The sequence below is a fragment of the Dactylosporangium sp. CA-092794 genome (assembly GCF_050948465.1).
Lineage (GTDB): Bacteria > Actinomycetota > Actinomycetes > Mycobacteriales > Micromonosporaceae > Dactylosporangium.
The window spans coordinates 3,711,193-3,727,785 of record NZ_CP192044.1 but is presented as its reverse complement, the minus strand read 5'-3'; the positions used below and the strand labels follow the sequence as shown (position 1 = coordinate 3,727,785).

Here is a 16,593-nt window from a genome sequence, read left to right as displayed (position 1 = left end):
CAAACCCGCGGTGTGGCCACGGCAACACGCATGATCGCGGAGACATCCTGCACGCCCCGCCCCCAGACGACGGAGGACAAGCGGGGGCCGCGGTGAAGCGACGCTGGAGACCGAGCCCCGGCGGGGCCGCGACCGAACAAAGTCGGTGCGGACCCGCCGTGAGGGGCGCGGTCGGGGTTTACGGCGCCCAGGGGGTGGTCAGGGCCCAGGTGATGTCCGGTACCAGGCTGGCGGCGTTGTCCTGCGTGGCCGTCCCGCCCGGCGTGGCGAGCCAGAGTTCGCTGTTGATGTGGCGCAGGTACGACCCGGGGAAGTTCCACGACGCCAGCCGCACCCCGCCCGGCGCCGAGCGGCCGCACCAGGTGGCGTCGGCGCGGGTCAGCGCGGTGCCGTCGTCCTGGCTGATCTTCACGCGGCCGTTCTGGTGGCGCAGGTAGTAGGTCGGGTAGTTACGCGACTGGAGGCTGTAGCAGCCGCCGGCCAGGCCGGGCACGATCCGCCAGGTCGCGTCGTTCTTGAGCAGCGCGTCGCTGGCGGACGTGACCACCTCGGTGTAGCCCAGGCCGTTCTGGTGCCGGGCGTAGCGGTTCGTGCAGCAGGCCGTGGTGGCGCGCAGCGAGACGTTGGTGTTCACCGGCAGGGACACCGGCGCGCCGTCGTCGCCGGCCGAGCCGGGCACGGCGGCCAGGGCGTCGGCCCAGCGGGCGGCCATCTTGTCGTAGCCGGCGCGGGTCGGGTGCACGCCGTCGGCGAGGTCGCCGGTGTTGAGCGCGGCGTGCATGTCCACGAAGTGGACCTTGGCGCCCTTGCCGGCGACGATGCCGGGGATGGTGGCGTTGAACGAGTTCGCGCTCGCCTCCCGGCCCGCGTCCGACAGCGGGATGATCGAGGCGACGAACACGTCGGCGGCGGGGGCGGCGGCCCGGACGTGGTCGACGAGCGCGGAGAGCCGGGCGGGGGCGTTGGCGAGGTCGTAGTTCTGGATGACGTCGTTGGTGCCGAGGTGGATCAGCACGCTGCGGGGTGCGGTCGACGAGACCCAGGCGGTGGCGTTGGCGTCGACCTGGTCGATGCGCCAGCCGGGGTGGCCCTCGTGGTCGTGGTCCGGCAGGTCCGACGGGCCGTTGAACTGGGAGCCGACGAAGTCGACCGGGTGGCCGGCGGCGGCCAGGGCGCGCCACAGGTTGATCCGGTAGCCGCCCGGGACGTTGAACCCGTCGGTGATCGAGTCGCCCAGCGGCAGGATGCGGACCCCGCCGTTGGACTCGGCGTGGGCGGCGGTGGGCACGGCGAGCAGCGCGGCGACGGTGGCGGCCGTCGCGGCGAGCGCGGAGAGCAGGCGGCGACGCATCGGGGATCCTCCCGCGGGGGTGAGTGATCGCGTTGGATCCCGACGCTACGCATGGATTTCATCCATGTAAATGTTTGCATTTTGTGCGATCTTGACCAAAAGCCGGCCTCGACCGAAAGCCAGAGCCGGCCTTGGCCGAAAGCCAGAGCCAGCCTTGACCGAAAGCCAGTATTGCCAAAGGTCAGCGCTGCACACGGGCGCCGGCGCCGGCGACGAGGGCCTCGACCTCCTTCAGGCTCGCCATCGACGTGTCGCCGGGCGTGGTCATGGCCAGCGCGCCGTGCGCCGCGCCGTACTCCACCGCGGTCTTGAGGTCGCCGAAGGTCATCAGGCCGTAGATCAGCCCCGAGGCGAAGCTGTCGCCCCCGCCGACCCGGTCCAGGATCTCCAGGCCGGGGCGGTGGGCGGCCTCGGCGAAGTCGCCGTCCGCCCAGGCGATCGCGCCCCAGTCGTTGACCGTCGCCGAGCGCACGCCGCGCAGGGTGGTGGCGACGACCTGGAAGTTCGGGTACGCCTCGACGGCGGCGGCGATCATCGTGCGGAAGTTGGCCGCGTCCAGCGCGCCGGCGTGGATGTCGGTGTCGGGCACCTCCAGGCCCAGGCACGCGGTGAAGTCCTCCTCGTTGCCGATCATCACGTCGACCAGCCCGGCGAGGCGCCGGTTGACCTCCTGGGCGCGGGCCTGGCCACCGACCGCCTTCCACAGGCTGGGCCGGTAGTTGAGGTCGTAGGAGACCACGGTGCCGTGCCGGCGGGCGGCGGTCAGGCAGGCCTCGATGGTCTCCGGCGTGGTCGGCGACAGCGCCGCGTAGATACCGCCGGTGTGCAGCCAGCGCACGCCGAGCTCGCCGAAGAGGTGCTCCCAGTCGACGTCCTCGGCGCGCAGCTGGCCGGCGGCGGTGAGGCCGCGGTCGGAGACGCCCACCGCGCCGCGCACGCCGAAGCCGCGCTCGGTGAAGTTGAGGCCGTTGCGGACCGTGCGGCCGATCCCGTCGTACGGCAGCCACTTCACGAAGCTCAGGTCGACCCCGCCCTGCAGGATCAGGTCCTCCAGCAGGCGGCCGACGTCGTTGTCCGCGAAGGCGCTGACCAGCCCGGTGCGCAGGCCGAAGCAGCGGCGCAGCCCGCGGGCCACGTTGTACTCGCCGCCGCCCTCCCAGGCCCGGAACTGCCGGGCGGTGCGGATCCGCCCCTCGCCCGGGTCGAGGCGGAGCATGACCTCGCCGAGCGAGACGAGGTCGTAGCGGCACTCGGCGGCGGGACGCACGGTGATCACGAGATCGACTCCAATGCGGATCGGGTGCGGGCGGTGACGGCGTCCCAGTCGCGGGCGGCGAGCAGGTCGGGTGCGACCATCCAGGTGCCGCCGACGGCCAGCACGGCGGGCACGGCCAGGTAAGCGGCGAGGTTACCGGTGTTGACCCCGCCGGTGGGGATGAACCGCACCGAGCGGAACGGGGCGGCCAGGGCTTTCACCATCGGTATCCCACCCAGTTGCTCGGCGGGGAAGAACTTCACGGTGGACAGGCCCGCGTCCAGGGCCCGCATGATGTCGGTCGGCGAGGCGATGCCGGGGAACACCGGCACGCCGAGGTCGCGGCTGCGCGCCACGACGGCGTCGCTGAAGCCGGGGCTGACGATGAACCGGGCGCCGGCCTCGACGGCCCGCTCGACCTGGGCGGCGGTGAGCACGGTGCCCGCGCCCACGAGCATGTCGGGGCGCTCGGCCATGCGACGGATGGCCTCCGCGGCCGCGTCGGTGCGGAAGGTCACCTCGGCGCAGCCCAGCCCGCCGGCGAGCAGGGCGTCGGCGAGCCGCCCGGCGTCGGCGGCCTCCTCCAGCACGACGACGGGGACGATCTTCTTGGCGGCGATTATCTGTTCAGTATGATGAACGTCGGTCACGTATGTGACCCTAGTGGACGAGGAGCCTCGTGACCAACCCCGTGAAGTCCGCCGACCGGACCCTCGACATCCTCGAGGCGCTCGCCACCGCCGGCCCATTGACGCTGGCCGAGCTGACCCGCCGGCTGGACATCCCGAAGAGCAGCCTGCACGGCATCCTGCGCACGATGGCGGCCCGCGGCTGGATCGCGGCCGAGGCCACCGGCCGGTTCCGGCTGGGCCTGCGCGCGCTGCAGGTCGGCGCGGCGTACCTCGACGCCGACGACACCGTCGGGCTACTCGCCGGGATCCTGGATGAGCTCAACGCCCGCTTCGGCGAGGCGACGCACCTGGGGCGGCTGGACGGCGCCGACATCACCTACGTGGCGAAGCGCGACTCGGTCCACCCGCTGCGGCTGTACTCGGCGATCGGCCGCCGCCTGCCCGCGCACGCCACCGCGCTCGGCAAGGCGCTGCTGGCCGCCCGGACCGACGCCGAGGTCGACGCGCTGCTGCCCGACCCGCTGCCGGCGCTGACCCCGCACACGATCACCGACCGGGCGGCCCTGCGGGCGGAGCTGGCGGAGATCCGGGCCCGCGGCTACGCGGTGGACCGCGAGGAGAACACCGAGGGCATCGTGTGCGTGGCCCGCACGGTCGGCACCCGCGCGCCGGTGACCGACGCGATCAGCCTGTCGATCCCCCGCACCCGCGTGTCGGCCACGACGATCCCCGATGTGGCCGAGGCCCTGGCCGAGGCGGTGGCCAAGGCGGCGAGCGCCGGGCGGTTCCTCTAGCCGCGGGCGATGTCCATGAGGTGGTGCTCGCCCTCGTGGACGGTGTGCCGGCCGAGCCACAGCAGGGTGCGCTCGACCGGCTCCGGCCACGGATACCGCCCCACCCGCGCCAGCTCCGCCGGGCCGAGCGCGGCGAACGCCGTGGCCAGCAGGTCCGCGGCGGCGGCCAGGCCGTCGACGACCGCGGCCGGGTCCTGCCGGTTGTAGGCCGCGGTGATCACCAGCTCGTCGCGGCCCATCGGGACGAACTCGGGCGCGTCGGCGCGCAGCGCCAGCTCGATCCGGTCGCGCTGCCAGCGCAGCACGTCGCGGAAGTGGCAGGTGTACTCCAGCGGCGACCACACGTCGGGCTCCGGCCGGCGGCGCACGTCGGCCGCGGCGGCGAGGGCGCCGGCGTAGCGCTGCGCGAATCCGCGGAGCCGGAGCGGGACGTCGGCCGCGCCGACACCCGGATAGCCGAAACCGCACTCCTCGCACTGGTCCACGCGGATACGGTACCGCCGGTCGGTGCCGCATCTCACAGCTGATTCCCAGGCTCGGCACAGCGCGCGGGTACCCGGCGCACCGATCGTTGAGCGCATGACTATCGGTGCGGCGCCGCTGCGACGAGCGGCCACCCCGTGGTGGTGGGCCGACCTGGCCACGATCGCCGCCGCGGCCAGCCTGGTCGTCGTGGCCGGGCTGTGGGTGCACGGCGGCGGCGCCGCGGACCTCGCCACCGGCGGGTGGACGGCGGTCACCGCGGCCGGCCGGCTGGCCGGGCTGCTCGCCGCCGACCTGATGCTGCTGCAGGTGCTGCTGCTGGCCCGGATCCCGCTGGTGGAGCGCGCGTTCGGCCAGGACCGGCTGGCCCGCTGGCACCGGTGGACCGGGTTCACGTCGTTCAACCTCATGGTCGTGCACATCCCGCTGGTCACCCTCGGCTACGCCGGGCCGGCGCACCTGAACGCGTTCGCCGAGCTGTGGGACCTGGTCGTGTCGTATCCGGGCATGCTGCTGGCGGCCGCCGGCACCGCCGCGCTGGTGCTGGTGACGGTGACGTCGCTGCGCGTGGCCCGGCGCCGGCTGCGCTACGAGTCGTGGCATTTGCTGCATCTGTACGCGTACCTCGGCGTGGGCCTGGCCCTGCCGCACCAGCTGTGGACGGGTGCGGACTTCATCGGCTCCGCCGCCGCCCGCGCCTACTGGTGGACGCTCTACGCCGTGGCGGCCGGCGCCGTGCTGGTCTGCCGGATCGGGCTGCCGCTGTGGCGCAGCGGTTTCCACGCGCTGCGGGTCGGCGAGGTGCGCGCGGAGGGGCCCGGGCTGACCTCGGTGTACCTGCGCGGCCGGGCCCTGGACCGGCTGCCGGTGCGGGCCGGGCAGTTCTTCCTGTGGCGGTTCCTGGACGGGCCGGGCTGGAGCCGCGCCCACCCGTACTCGCTGTCCGGGCCGCCGCGCGAGGGGCTGCTGCGGATCACCGTCAAGGACCTCGGCGACGGCAGCGCGCGGGTGGCCACCCTGCGGCCGGGCACGCGGGTGCTCATCGAGGGCCCCTATGGGCGGCTCACCGGCGAGTCGTACCGCGGCGGCCCGGTGACGATGCTGGCCTGCGGCGTGGGCGTCACCCCGCTGCTGGCGCTGCTGTGGGATCTGCCCTACGCCGCGGGTGAGGCGACCCTGGTGTACCGCGCCCGGACCGACGCCGATCTCGCGTTCCGCGAGGAGCTGGCCTGGCTCGCCCGGCACCGGGGCGTGCGGATCGTGCCGCTGCTCGGCCGGCGCGCGGCCGGGTCGTGGCTGCCCCGAAACCGCGCCGGCACGTCCCTGGACGCCGTCGTCCCGGGCGTCGCCCACCACCACGTCTTCGTCTGCGGTCCTTCGGAGTGGATGGATGCGGTACAGCACGAGGCCCGCCGGGCCGGCGTCGCCGACGAGCGGCTGCACACCGAACGGTTCGAGTGGTGAGCTGAGGGGATGAGCTGATGCGCCGGATCACGCTCTGGCTGCTGTCCACGGTGGCGGCGCTGGTGCTGCTGTTCAGCTACCGCACGAGCGTCGGCAGTTCCGGGGGTACCACCGCGGCTCCGGTCATCGCCGACGCCGCCGCCGGCAAGACCTATGACGGGTCCGTCGCGCAGACCCGGTGGGGGCCGGTGCAGGTGCGCATCACCGTCGACGGCGGGCGGATCACCGACGTCGTGGCGGTGCAGTACCCCGACAACAATCGACGCGACCAGCAGATCAACGACTATGCCCTGCCCCAGCTGCGGACCGAGGTGCTGCAGGCGCAGGGCGCGGACATCGACGCGGTCTCGGGCGCGACGGTCACCAGCGACGGGTACAAGGAATCGTTGCAGGCCGCCCTCGACGCGGCGCACATCGACTGATTCGCCGCCGCCTCACCCGGTGCCGCGTTATGCTCTGCTCCCGTGTCCGCGAGGAGCGATTCGATCAACATGACCGCCGTTGATACGACAGGGCACACTTCCAGCGTCCCGAGGCGTCAGCCGCACGTCCGGCAGCGCTGCCGGGTGCTGTTTCTCAACATGCAGGAGTGCCGGCCGCTGGCGGACCTGGGCCTGCCCTCCTACCGCGACTGGATCGCCGAGGTCACCCGGCTCGGCCCCGACCAGATCCACATGGTCAACGTGGCCGACGGCGACCCGCTGCCCGACACGATCGAGGCGCACGGCATCATCGGCGGCGGCTCCATGCACTCCTCCTACGAGGAGCTGCCGTGGATCCGGGCCGTCAAGCGGTTCCTCACCGAGGCCCAGCGCCGCGGCGTGCCCGAGCTGCACATCTGCTGGTCGCACCAGGCCAAGGCGGAGACGGCCGGCGCGGTGTGCAAGGTCGCCCACCACGGCCGCCGGTTCGGCATCGAGCGGCTCACCCTCACCCCGGCCGGCCGCCGGGACCCGCTCTTCCACGGCCTGCCCGACGCCTTCGACGTGTTCACCTCGCACGTCGACGCCGTGTACGACGTGCCGCGCACCTCGCCCCTGGGCCCGGTGACCGAGCTGGCGCACGGCGCGGTCTACCGCAACGAGTCCCTGTCGATCGGCGCCACCGCCCGCACGCTGCAGGTCCACCCGGAGCTGACGGCCGGCATCACCGCCGGCCTGGCCCGCGCCCGCCGCCCGCAGCTGATCGCCGAGGGCCACCTGGGCCCGTCCGACGCCGACTACGCGGCCTTCCTGGCGTCCCTGGACCGGGCCGACCAGCAGATCCGGGCCCGGATGCGCACGCTGCTGGACAACTGGCTGCGCTACTACGTGGCCCCGGCCATGTCGCCCCCGGTCGCCGCCGGCCGGTAGCGGCTCAGCGTCCGCTCAGGGCGACCCACGATGATCGGATCATGCCCCTTCGCGCCCGGATCACCACGGCCTTGGCCACCATGCGCGCCGCGGCCTTCCGGCTGGCCGCGACGGCCGCGGCCACCACACGCGCCCGGGTCGCCGGCTGGGCCGCCACCGCGGTATCGGCCACGCGAGCCGTGTCCGTCAGGTTGGCCGCCGCGCTGGCATCCACCGCCCGGGCCGCGGTCCGCGGGCTGGCCGGCGCGGTGCCGGCGCTGCGCCGGCCGTGTCCCGAGCGGTGTCGCTCGTCCATGCCCGCGGCTCCGCCCGGGCCGAGGCCCAGGCCGCCCTCGCACGTGGTCCGCCGGGGGCCGGGCGCCGCTGTCCGGGCCCGCCGGGCGGCCGGCGGCTCGGCGCCGCGCAGGCCCAGGACCCGGCCGGTGCGCTGACCCCGATCGCCCCGCTGGCGCCCGACGTGCGGCGCCTGCGGTGATGGCGGCCGGCGGCATGCTGGGCCTCGTGCCCGCGGCGTCGAACACCGGCCCTTGACGATGCCGCACCCGATACTAAGGATCCGACGTCTCCGTGCGGCGTCGCACCGACTATCCGCGGTCGCCAACCATGCGGAAGCCCCTGATTGTCCAGCCCATTGGGTCGGTCTCCACCAAAGTTGTTTTTGTCGGCCCCGCCGCACCGCGATCGCCGCCTGGCTCTACAGTAGGCAAGGCTTCACGCTCGACGAGCGGCCGGGCTTCGGTTTCCCATTGCCGAACTCGCTTCACTTTACGTTGCGTTCAAATGGAGGATACTGTGCGCAGTGCCAGGCGATTGGGTGTTTCTCCGAAGCATCGGTGCACGTCTGACATCAACTGCCCGGACCTGTTTGAACTCGCGGACGGACGCATTGCGGTTATCGGCACGGCTGGGAGCCAAGACGTGCTGGCACAACTCCCCGAGGACGCGTCGATTGGACCCGACGAGTTCCTCGTGGTGCTGGATCGCAGCATTCTCCTGGACGCAAAGCCGGACATCGCCCGGCTGGCCTAGGACCGCCGTTCCCGATATACCTCCTCGGCCAAGCGGAAGAACGCGGCCTCAGGACCATTTTCCGCGAGCGCCATCAGCCGCTTCGTCTTCGTGGCGGACCAGTATTCACGGAACGCAATACTGGTAAAGAAGTAGCGAAGCTGCGCCCGCGCGTCATCATTGTCGTACCGCCCGGCACGAATGTTCAACCAGACTCCCTCGAGAATGAGCGTGCAGTACATGTGCATGCTTCGGACGTCCTCGGGCGGGTCGGTATCGCCGGACGGCCAGACGGAGGCGAGCCGAGGATTGCGAATACCGATTTCCAGCAGGTTCAGGTGGAACATCGACAGGCCGACCTCGGCGTTGCAGTGGAGGTCCTCCTGGACCTTGGCCAGCGCCGTCCGCTGCTGGCGCAGGTCGTCCTGCTGGGTCCGGAGATCCTCGCGCTGGGCCAGTACGGTGAAGATCAGTACCGCGAAGCCGGCGGTAGAAGCGACTGCCGCCCACACCCCGAATGCCTGTCCGACGTCTGCCCAGGCGTGGAGGGTAGCGGGCGCGACGAGGTGAATGGCCACGCCGGCCAACGTCGTGCCGATGCACAGGATGGACACCGATATCGAGGCAATGATGACCCACTTGCCCACGCGGCGCGGACGCGTCGATCGCTCATCGCGATGAAGCGGTGCCGACACGGCGACCTCCCGACGGGCTTCGCAAGATCCGCATGGGCGAGTGAACGATCCCTAAGCAATTCAGCATGGCAAGATCGAGCAGTCATGGCCACAAGACCCGTCTGAATTGGCCATGAATGAATGCCCATCACCACAATCTTGATCGCCGCCAGAACCGTCAATCGGGCGAGTTGCAAGTTGCAACGACTCCCAGGGTGCTGGCGGTGACTGGCAATCCGCCATTGCCGTCGGCACTGCAGCGCTGCCGGGAAACTGAGCGACCGGGCGGCTTTCGGCGCCCCGGGCACGACCGGCCGACGCCACCCGACAACTAACCGGCTGCCGTCCGCGCGTGGGGTAACGCTGGTTGCCTGCTCGCAGGTTGACGTATCGCAACTACGACGCAATGCCCGGCCGCGAATACCGTTTCCTTCGACGCCGACCCCCGGAAACTCGAAGTCGGCAAGCGCACCAGGAATGCCACGTATGCGTCCGGCTGCGCCGAGCCGGCCAGGCCCAGCGGCCTGCGGCGGAACGGTGCGGCTGGCGCTACGGGGTGGTGTCGAGGGGGTCGGCGAGGAGCCGCTCGAAGGCCAGCTCGGCCGCGCCGACCAGCGGGGCGTCGTCGCCCAGCAGCGGGGTGTGCAGCACCACGTGGTCGCGGCAGGCGGGCAGCGCCATGGCCAGCAGGCGGCCGCGGACGTGGTCGGCGGCGGTGAGGTACAACTGCTGCAACGTGCCGCCGAAGACCACGATCGTCGGGTTGAAGATGTTCACCAGGTTGGCCACGCCGAAGCCGAGCCACTCGGCGGCGTGCACGACCGCGGCGCGGGCGTCCGGGTCGCCCTGCGCGGCGGCGCGGACCGCGGCGGCGACGGCGGCGCCGGAGGTGGGCACGGTGCGGCCGGCCAGGTGCAGCAGGGCGCGCTCGCCGATCTCGGTCTCCCAGCAGCCACGGGAGCCGCACCCGCAGAGCCGCCCGGTCGGGTTGACCACCATGTGGCCGACCTCGCCGCCGTGGCCGCCGTAGCCGGTGATGCGCCGGCCGCCGGCGATGATGCCCGCGCTGATGCCGGCGTCGCCGTGCAGGTAGATGACGTTGTCGGCGCCGGCCGCGGCGCCGCGGGTGTGCTCGGCCAGGGCGGCGAGGTCGGCGACGCCGCCCAGGATCGGCGGGCGGGCGGTGCCCAGCCGGTCGGCGAGCGCGCTGGTCAGCGGCGGTTCGATCGTTTCATCCGTCCAGCCGAGGTGGTGGCGGACGGAGCCGGAGACGGCCAGGCCGGAGCCGACGAACACGGCGTCGCCCGCGGGCCGGCCGGCGGCGGGCTGCATGTCGGCGACGAGCGCGGCCAGGGCGGCGATGGTCGGCGCGGGGTCGGCGCCATCCGGGCGGGCGGCGGTGCGGCGGTCGAGGACCTTGCCGCCGAGGCCGATCCGGGCGGCCCGGACGCGGTCCAGCTCGAGGCTGAGCGCGTAGCCGTAGACACGGGACGAGCGGGGCCGCACGACGATCGAGGGGCGGCCGGCGCGGCCGGTCTCCTGCGGTACCCCCTCGTCGATGAGGCCGGCGGTGGCCAGATCGGCGGTGAGCGCGCCGATGGTGCTGCGGTTGAGGCCGAGCCGGCTGGTCAGCTCGGCGCGGGACGTCGCGCCGCGGACGTGCACGTAGCGGAGCAGGGCCCCCAGGTTCTGCCTGCGCACCGACTCCTGCGGGCTGGTGGACACACGTGGTCCCTTCGCCTCTGGACGACCGTGGGTCCCCGGAAGACAGCTCCGAGGACCCACGACGCGCTTGCCGGTGTTACTACGGCTTGGTGAGCGGGGCGAGCTTCGGGTCGTTCGCGTAGGCCTCGGCGGCGTTCGCCTTGGTCACGATGACCGGCGGGAGGAGGTACGACGGGACGACCTTGACACCGTTGTTGTAGGACTTGGTGTCGTTGATGTCCGGCTCGGAGCCGGCCTGCAGCTTCTGCACCATGGCGACGGTCTGGGCCACCAGCTTGCGGGTGTCCTTGTTGATCGTCGAGTACTGCTCGCCGGCCATGATGGACTTGACCGACTCGACCTCGGAGTCCTGGCCGGTGACGACCGGGATCGGCTTGCCGGCGGCCTTCACCGAGGTGATGATCGCGCGGGCCAGGGTGTCGTTCGGCGACAGCACGCCGTCGAGGGTCTTGTCGCCCTTGGCGTAGGTCGAGGTGATGATCGCGTCCATGCGGGACTGCGCGTTCTCGGCCTTCCAGCCCTGGGTCGCGGTCTGCTTGACGTCCTTCTGGCCCGAGCCGACGATCAGGTCGCCCTTGTCGATGAGCGGCTGGAGCACGTCCATCGCGCCGTTGAAGAACACGCCCGAGTTGTTGTCGTCCGGCGAGCCGGAGAAGAGCTCGATGGTCCACGGGCCGGTCGGCTTCTTGGCCTTCATGCCGTCCAGCAGGGCCTGGCCCTGCAGCTGGCCGACCTTGAAGTTGTCGAACGCGACGTAGTAGTCGAGGTCTGCGGTACCGGTGATGAGCCGGTCGTAGGCGATGACGACCGCGCCGGCGTCCTTGGCCTGCTTGACCTGGGTGCCGAGCTGCGCGGCGTCGGTCGCGCCGATGACGATGACCTTCGCGCCCTTGGTGACCATGGAGGAGATCTGCGACTGCTGGTCGGCGACCGGGGTCGACGCGCCGGCGTACTGCACGTCGGACTTGAAACCGGCGTCCTTGAGGCCGTTGGTGAACAGGTCACCGGCGAGGACCCAGTTCTCCGAGGTCTTCGACGGCAGGGCGACACCGATGAGCGCGTCCTTGGCGAAGCCCTTGGCCGCGCCACCGGACGGGCTGCTGGAGGTGTCACGGTCGCTGCTGCCGCACGCGGCGGCGGACAGCGCGAGCAGCGCGACGGCGCTGACCGCGAGGCTCCGGTTGAGGAACTTGCGCATGGCTAGGAAAGCCCTTTCTTTCGGGATGTTACTGGGGATAGGGGCGTCGTGCCGCGGGTGTGCGGCGGGTGGTTCAGCCGGCGACCGGGGTCTTGATTGACTCCTGGCCGGCCTGGTTTGGCGCGTCCGGCTCGGTGAGTTCCTGCCGGCGGAAGGGTCGCATGATCGAACCGATGATCGAGAAACGACCCTGGCTCTTGTTGTAGACGTCCAGCGCGACGGCGGCGAGCAGGAACAGACCCTTGATGATCTGCACCCGGTCGGTCTGCACGCCGATGAGCTGCAGGCCGTTGTTCAGCACGGCCATGACCAGACCACCGACGATCGATCCGCCGATGGTGCCGATGCCGCCGGAGACCGCCGCGCCACCGACGAAGACGGCCGCGATGGCGTCGAGCTCCCAGCCGTTGCCGTCCTGCGGGCCGGAGGCGCCGGAGCGGGCCACGAAGATCATGCCGGCCAGGGCGGCCAGGACCGACATGTTCATCATGACGAAGAAGTTCACCCGGCGCAGCTTCACGCCGGACAGCTCGGCGGCGCGGGCGTTGCCGCCGACCGCGTAGATGTGCCGGCCGCCCGGGGTGTTGCGGGTGTAGAAGGAATACGCGATGACGAGCGCGGCCAGGATGCAGCCCGAGATCGGGAAGCTGGTGCCGACCCGGCCGCCCGCGTAGCGCAGCGTGGCGAAGACGATGACGCCGACCATGATGACCAGGCGCAGGATCGTGATCCAGGCCGGAATCGGCTCGGCCTCCATCTCGCGGCGGGTCCTGCGGGCCCGCAGCTCGCGCCAGATGACCGCGAGCGCGGCGAGCAGGCCCAGGACCAGTGTCGAGTTGTTGTAGCCGGTGTTCGGTCCCCACTCCGGCAGGTAGCCCGCGCCGATCTGCTTGAAGCCGTCCGGCACCTGGATCGTCTCGGCGCTACCGATGAACTGGTTGCCACCGCGGAAGAGCAGCATGCCGGCCAGGGTGACGATGAACGCCGGCACCCCGATGTAGGCCACCCAGAAGCCCTGCCAGGCGCCGATGATCGCGCCGACCACCAGGCCGAGCACGATGCCCAGCTCCCAGGGCAGTCCGGACTTGATGGCCTTGGCCACGATGATGCCCACGAACGCGGCGATCGAGCCGACCGACAGGTCGATGTGACCGGCCACGATGACCATCAACATGCCGATCGACAGCACGGAGATGTAGGCGTACTGCTGGGTCAGGATGATCAGGTTGCCGGAGTTCAGCGTCAGCCCGTCCGTCAGGATCTGGAACAGCACGAGGGCGAACACCAGCGTGAAGATCATCGTAAACTGGCGGGCGTTGGAGGTCGTGCCCCCGAACAGGTTCTTCTGGAGTTCCTTGAATCGGCTCATCGCGTCGGCATCTTCTTCGTAGAGGTCATCTGCTTCATGAGGAGTTCCGGGTTGGCCTCGCTGCGGGAGACCTCACCGGTGATGGTGCCTTCGAACACGGTGTAGATGCGGTCGCACAGGCCGAGCAGTTCGGGCAGCTCGGAGGAGATGACGATGACGCCCTTGCCCTGGTCGGCGAGCCGCTGGATGATGCCGTAGATCTCGTACTTGGCGCCGACGTCGATACCGCGCGTCGGCTCGTCGAGGATCAGCAGGTCGGGGTCGGTGAACATCCACTTGGCCAGCACGACCTTCTGCTGGTTGCCGCCGGAGAGCTTGGTGACGCCCTCGTCGACGGTGGGCGCCTTGACCCGCAGGGCTTCGCGGTACTCCTCGGCGGCCCGGTGCTCCTCGACCTGGTTGATCACGCCGTGGTGGGTGATCTTGGACAGCTTCGCGGCCACCATCGAGGTCTTGATGTCGTCGAGCAGGTTGAGCCCGATGGACTTGCGGTCCTCGCTGACGTAGGCCAGGCCCTGCTTGATGGCCTCGGCGACCGACCGGAGCTGGATCTCCTTGCCGTCCTTGAAGATCTGGCCGGACAGATACACCCCGTAGGAGCGGCCGAACAGGCTCATCGCGAGCTCCGTGCGCCCGGCGCCCATGAGGCCGGCGAACCCGACGATCTCGCCGCGGCGGACGTTGAAGCTCGAGTTCTTGCAGACCAGGCGCTCGGCCGAGATGGGGTGGCGGACCGTCCAGTTGCGCACCTCGAAGAACACCTCGCCGATGTGCGGGGTGTGCTCGGGGAAGCGGTTGTGCAGCTCGCGGCCGACCATGCCGCGCACGATGCGGTCCTCGTCGACGCCGCCGGCGCCGACCTCGAGGGTCTCCACCGTCTTGCCGTCGCGCAGGATCGTGATCGAGTCGGCGATCGCCTCGATCTCGTTGAGCTTGTGCGAGATCATGATCGAGGTGATGCCCTGCTGCTTGAACTCGCGCAGCAGGTCGAGCAGGTGGCGGGAGTCGGTCTCGTTGAGCGCGGCGGTCGGCTCGTCGAGGATGAGCAGCTTGACGTCCTTGGCGAAGGCCTTGGCGATCTCGACCAGCTGCTGCTTGCCGACGCCGATGTCCTTGATCAGGGTGTCCGGGTTGTCGCGCAGGCCGACCTTGGCCAGCAACTCGTATGCCGTGCGGTTGGCGCCCTTCCAGTCGTAGGCGCCGTTGTGCTTGGGCTCGTTGCCCAGGAACAGGTTCTCCGTGATCGACATGTGCGGCACCAGGGCGAGCTCCTGGTGGATGATCACGATGCCGGCCTTCTCGCTGGACCGGATGTCGCCGAAGCGAACCTCCGAGCCCTGGTAGAAGATCTGGCCGCTGTACGACCCATAGGGGTAGACGCCGCTGAGGACCTTCATCAGCGTCGACTTGCCTGCGCCGTTCTCGCCGCAGATCGCGTGGATCTCGCCCTCACGGACCACCAGGTTGACGTCGCTGAGCGCCTTGACGCCCGGGAACTCCTTGGTGATCGACCGCATCTCGAGCAGGATCGGTGCGGTGCTCATGACGCGAGCCGCCTTGCCACCGACATCATGTTCCCTCCGAGGCGTTGCCGCCAACCAGTTTGTTGTGACGACCAACTTATTTCAGTGTCGCGATCCTGCCCAGTCCCGTCGGTCGTTTCTCGGTAACAATCTGGCAATGATCTAGCGCCTGGGCGGTCGCCGCAGCCCCCGGGGAAGCGCTCTCACGTGCTCGGGGTGTTACCTGCGTGTGTCCGAGCCTAAATCCAATTGCTTTACTAAGTCAACGCCGCGGGGCATCATGTAGGTAACGGTACGTAGGCGGGAGGCTGAGTGCGGCAGGTCGGAACAAATCTCCCCAAGGTCGGACAATATAACCGGGCCGTGGTGCTGGACCACATCCAGTTGGCGGATGGGACCAGCCGCGTGGAGATCGCTGAGCGCACCGGCCTGACCCCGCAGACGGTATCCGGCATCGTGCGCCGGCTGATCGACGAGGGCATCGTCCGCGAGGACGGCGCCCGCTCCTCGAGCGGCGGCAAGCCCCGCACCGTGCTGCGCATCAACCCCGACGCCGGGCGGGCCGTGGGCCTGCACTTCGACCCGGTCGAGCTGGCCTGCGTGGTGGTCGACCTGCTGGGCCGGCCGCTGGTGACGGCCCGCCGGCCGACCCCGGCCGACATGGATCCGGCCAAGGTCACGGCCGCGATGGCCGGGCTGGTCGAGGCCGTGCTCGCGGAGGCCGGGGTGGCCCGCGACCGCGTGCTCGGCCTGGGCCTGGCCTCACCCGGCCCGATCGACCAGTCCCTCGGCGAGGTCATCTCGCCGCCGCAGCTGTCGGACTGGACCCGGGTGCCGCTCAAGCAGATGGTGGCCGACGCCACCGGCCTGCCGGTCACGCTGGACAACGACGCCACGGCGGCGGCGATCGGCGAGCGGTGGGCGGGCGCGGGCCGCGGGGTGGCGAACTTCGCGTACTTCTTCCTCGGCACCGGCGTCGGCGGCGGCCTGGTCCTCGGCCACCAGGTGCACCGGGGCGGCTCGATGAACGCGGCGGAGTTCGGCCACACCTCGGTTACGGAGAGTGGTCCCGACTGCTACTGCGGCAACCGCGGCTGCCTCGAAAGCATGATCAACCCGGCCGCCCTGGTCGCCGAGACCCACCGCCGCCTCGCCACCGGCGCGGAGAGCGCTCTCTCGGCGGCCTTCCGGCGCTCACCGTCCACTGTGGACCACGCCGCACTCTGCCGGGCCGCCGCGGCCGGTGATCCACTCGCCCACGCGGTGATCGGCGAGGCCGCCGAACGCCTCGCGACGGTGGCCGTCAACGTCGTCAACATCGTCGATGTGGAGCTGATCATCCTGGGCGGCCACGGCATCCGCCACGTCGAGGCCCAGTTCCGCCAGGCGACGGTGCGGGCGCTCGGGGAACGCGCCATCGCCCGCCGCATCCGCCAGGTCGACGTGGCCCTGTCCCCCCTGGGCGACGACGCCGCGGCGATCGGCGGTGCCGCCCTGGTCCTGCACTCGACCTTCTCCCCCCAGGTCTCCGCCCTCCTCGCCGGCTGATCGCCTCAGCCGCCGACGCGCCCCTCAGCCGTCGACACGCCAGGTCAGCGGCAGCGCGGCGAGGGTCTCCCCGGCCGGGAACGCCTGGGCCGGGGTCAGCGCGCCCGGTGCGGCCGCGCGCCTTCGCCGCTGCCTTCAAGCGCAGCCATGGCACCGCGCCGGGCGCCTTCCGCTCGCGCTGACGCGGTTGCGCGCGTCGACTACACACGCAGTGTGA

General features: G+C 71.1%; 17 protein-coding genes. 7 read left to right on the top strand and 10 right to left on the bottom strand.

Annotated elements, in window-relative coordinates; translation table 11 throughout:
* Positions 1-178: 178 nt before the first annotated feature.
* From ACQPXD_RS16050 to eda, 3 genes are all read right to left on the bottom strand, one after another.
* Positions 179-1,351 (bottom strand): AbfB domain-containing protein, encoded by a 1,173-nt coding sequence (locus tag ACQPXD_RS16050; RefSeq protein ID WP_432839122.1) that lies wholly within the window; start codon positions 1,349-1,351, stop codon positions 179-181.
* A gap of 181 nt (positions 1,352-1,532) precedes the next feature.
* Positions 1,533-2,627, bottom strand: a complete 1,095-nt coding sequence (locus ACQPXD_RS16045; protein WP_432839120.1) for a sugar kinase — start codon at positions 2,625-2,627, stop codon at positions 1,533-1,535.
* Positions 2,624-3,256: a bifunctional 4-hydroxy-2-oxoglutarate aldolase/2-dehydro-3-deoxy-phosphogluconate aldolase gene (gene eda, locus ACQPXD_RS16040; protein WP_432839118.1), complete on the bottom strand. Its 633-nt coding sequence runs from the start codon at positions 3,254-3,256 to the stop codon at positions 2,624-2,626. The genes ACQPXD_RS16045 and eda overlap by 4 nt, the downstream gene beginning before the upstream one ends.
* A gap of 29 nt (positions 3,257-3,285) precedes the next feature.
* On the opposite strand from eda, the gene ACQPXD_RS16035 reads away from it, so the two are divergent.
* Positions 3,286-4,032 carry an IclR family transcriptional regulator gene (locus tag ACQPXD_RS16035; protein ID WP_432839116.1) on the top strand — a complete coding sequence of 249 codons (747 nt, stop codon included), beginning with the start codon at positions 3,286-3,288 and terminating at the stop codon, positions 4,030-4,032.
* On the opposite strand, the gene ACQPXD_RS16030 is transcribed toward ACQPXD_RS16035, so the two are convergent.
* Positions 4,029-4,517 (bottom strand): DinB family protein, encoded by a 489-nt coding sequence (locus ACQPXD_RS16030; RefSeq protein ID WP_432839114.1) that lies wholly within the window; start codon positions 4,515-4,517, stop codon positions 4,029-4,031. The two genes, ACQPXD_RS16035 and ACQPXD_RS16030, sit on opposite strands and share 4 nt — an antisense overlap.
* 94 nt (positions 4,518-4,611) lie before the next feature.
* Between ACQPXD_RS16030 and ACQPXD_RS16025 the strand changes: the two genes are divergently transcribed.
* From ACQPXD_RS16025 to ACQPXD_RS16015, 3 genes are all read left to right on the top strand, one after another.
* Positions 4,612-5,979: a ferredoxin reductase family protein gene (locus tag ACQPXD_RS16025; protein WP_432839112.1), complete on the top strand. Its 1,368-nt coding sequence runs from the start codon at positions 4,612-4,614 to the stop codon at positions 5,977-5,979.
* Between the two features lie 17 nt (positions 5,980-5,996).
* Positions 5,997-6,401 carry an FMN-binding protein gene (locus ACQPXD_RS16020; RefSeq protein ID WP_432839110.1) on the top strand — a complete coding sequence of 135 codons (405 nt, stop codon included), beginning with the start codon at positions 5,997-5,999 and terminating at the stop codon, positions 6,399-6,401.
* A 69-nt stretch (positions 6,402-6,470) separates the two neighbouring features.
* Positions 6,471-7,331, top strand: a complete 861-nt coding sequence (locus tag ACQPXD_RS16015) for a type 1 glutamine amidotransferase (RefSeq protein ID WP_432839108.1) — start codon at positions 6,471-6,473, stop codon at positions 7,329-7,331.
* A 4-nt stretch (positions 7,332-7,335) separates the two neighbouring features.
* Here the strand turns inward: ACQPXD_RS16015 and ACQPXD_RS16010 are convergent, their stop codons facing one another.
* Positions 7,336-7,626, bottom strand: coding sequence for a hypothetical protein (locus ACQPXD_RS16010; protein ID WP_432839106.1), 291 nt, complete (start codon positions 7,624-7,626; stop codon positions 7,336-7,338).
* Here ACQPXD_RS16010 and ACQPXD_RS16005 point away from each other — a divergent pair.
* Together ACQPXD_RS16005 and ACQPXD_RS16000 are read left to right on the top strand one after the other, a co-directional pair.
* Entirely contained in the window at positions 7,612-7,806 is a 195-nt protein-coding gene (locus ACQPXD_RS16005) for a hypothetical protein (RefSeq protein WP_432839104.1), read from the top strand. The two genes, ACQPXD_RS16010 and ACQPXD_RS16005, sit on opposite strands and share 15 nt — an antisense overlap.
* Positions 7,807-8,111: 305 nt before the next feature.
* Positions 8,112-8,360, top strand: coding sequence for a hypothetical protein (locus ACQPXD_RS16000; RefSeq protein ID WP_432839102.1), 249 nt, complete (start codon positions 8,112-8,114; stop codon positions 8,358-8,360).
* Here ACQPXD_RS16000 and ACQPXD_RS15995 read toward each other — a convergent pair.
* From ACQPXD_RS15995 to mmsA, 5 genes are all read right to left on the bottom strand, one after another.
* Positions 8,357-9,034: a DUF6082 family protein gene (locus tag ACQPXD_RS15995; protein WP_432839100.1), complete on the bottom strand. Its 678-nt coding sequence runs from the start codon at positions 9,032-9,034 to the stop codon at positions 8,357-8,359. The two genes, ACQPXD_RS16000 and ACQPXD_RS15995, sit on opposite strands and share 4 nt — an antisense overlap.
* 528 nt (positions 9,035-9,562) lie before the next feature.
* Positions 9,563-10,738, bottom strand: coding sequence for an ROK family protein (locus ACQPXD_RS15990; protein WP_432839098.1), 1,176 nt, complete (start codon positions 10,736-10,738; stop codon positions 9,563-9,565).
* A gap of 79 nt (positions 10,739-10,817) precedes the next feature.
* The gene (locus ACQPXD_RS15985) at positions 10,818-11,936 is read right to left on the bottom strand and encodes a substrate-binding domain-containing protein (RefSeq protein WP_432839096.1); all 1,119 of its coding nucleotides are present in this window, start codon (positions 11,934-11,936) and stop codon (positions 10,818-10,820) included.
* Positions 11,937-12,009: 73 nt separating this feature from the next.
* Positions 12,010-13,305: a multiple monosaccharide ABC transporter permease gene (gene mmsB / locus ACQPXD_RS15980; protein WP_432839094.1), complete on the bottom strand. Its 1,296-nt coding sequence runs from the start codon at positions 13,303-13,305 to the stop codon at positions 12,010-12,012.
* A complete protein-coding gene (gene mmsA / locus ACQPXD_RS15975) occupies positions 13,302-14,849 on the bottom strand; it encodes a multiple monosaccharide ABC transporter ATP-binding protein (RefSeq protein ID WP_432839092.1) in 1,548 nt (515 codons plus the stop codon). The genes mmsB and mmsA overlap by 4 nt, the downstream gene beginning before the upstream one ends.
* A gap of 342 nt (positions 14,850-15,191) precedes the next feature.
* Here mmsA and ACQPXD_RS15970 point away from each other — a divergent pair, with 342 nt between their 5' ends.
* Positions 15,192-16,376, top strand: coding sequence for an ROK family transcriptional regulator (locus ACQPXD_RS15970; protein WP_432839090.1), 1,185 nt, complete (start codon positions 15,192-15,194; stop codon positions 16,374-16,376).
* The last annotated feature ends 217 nt before the right edge of the window (positions 16,377-16,593 follow it).

Bases quoted from the DNA above. Each gene is read 5' to 3' on its own strand.
- ACQPXD_RS16025 (WP_432839112.1), top strand. From the start codon at position 4,612: ATGACTATCGGTGCGGCGCCGCTGCGACGAGCGGCCACCCCGTGGTGG.
- ACQPXD_RS16010 (WP_432839106.1), bottom strand. From the start codon at position 7,626: ATGGACGAGCGACACCGCTCGGGACACGGCCGGCGCAGCGCCGGCACC.
- ACQPXD_RS16000 (WP_432839102.1), top strand. From the start codon at position 8,112: ATGGAGGATACTGTGCGCAGTGCCAGGCGATTGGGTGTTTCTCCGAAG.
- mmsA (WP_432839092.1), bottom strand. From the start codon at position 14,849: ATGAGCACCGCACCGATCCTGCTCGAGATGCGGTCGATCACCAAGGAG.
- ACQPXD_RS15985 (WP_432839096.1), bottom strand. From the start codon at position 11,936: ATGCGCAAGTTCCTCAACCGGAGCCTCGCGGTCAGCGCCGTCGCGCTG.
- ACQPXD_RS16015 (WP_432839108.1), top strand. From the start codon at position 6,471: ATGACCGCCGTTGATACGACAGGGCACACTTCCAGCGTCCCGAGGCGT.
- ACQPXD_RS16020 (WP_432839110.1), top strand. From the start codon at position 5,997: ATGCGCCGGATCACGCTCTGGCTGCTGTCCACGGTGGCGGCGCTGGTG.
- ACQPXD_RS16050 (WP_432839122.1), bottom strand. From the start codon at position 1,351: ATGCGTCGCCGCCTGCTCTCCGCGCTCGCCGCGACGGCCGCCACCGTC.
- mmsB (WP_432839094.1), bottom strand. From the start codon at position 13,305: ATGAGCCGATTCAAGGAACTCCAGAAGAACCTGTTCGGGGGCACGACC.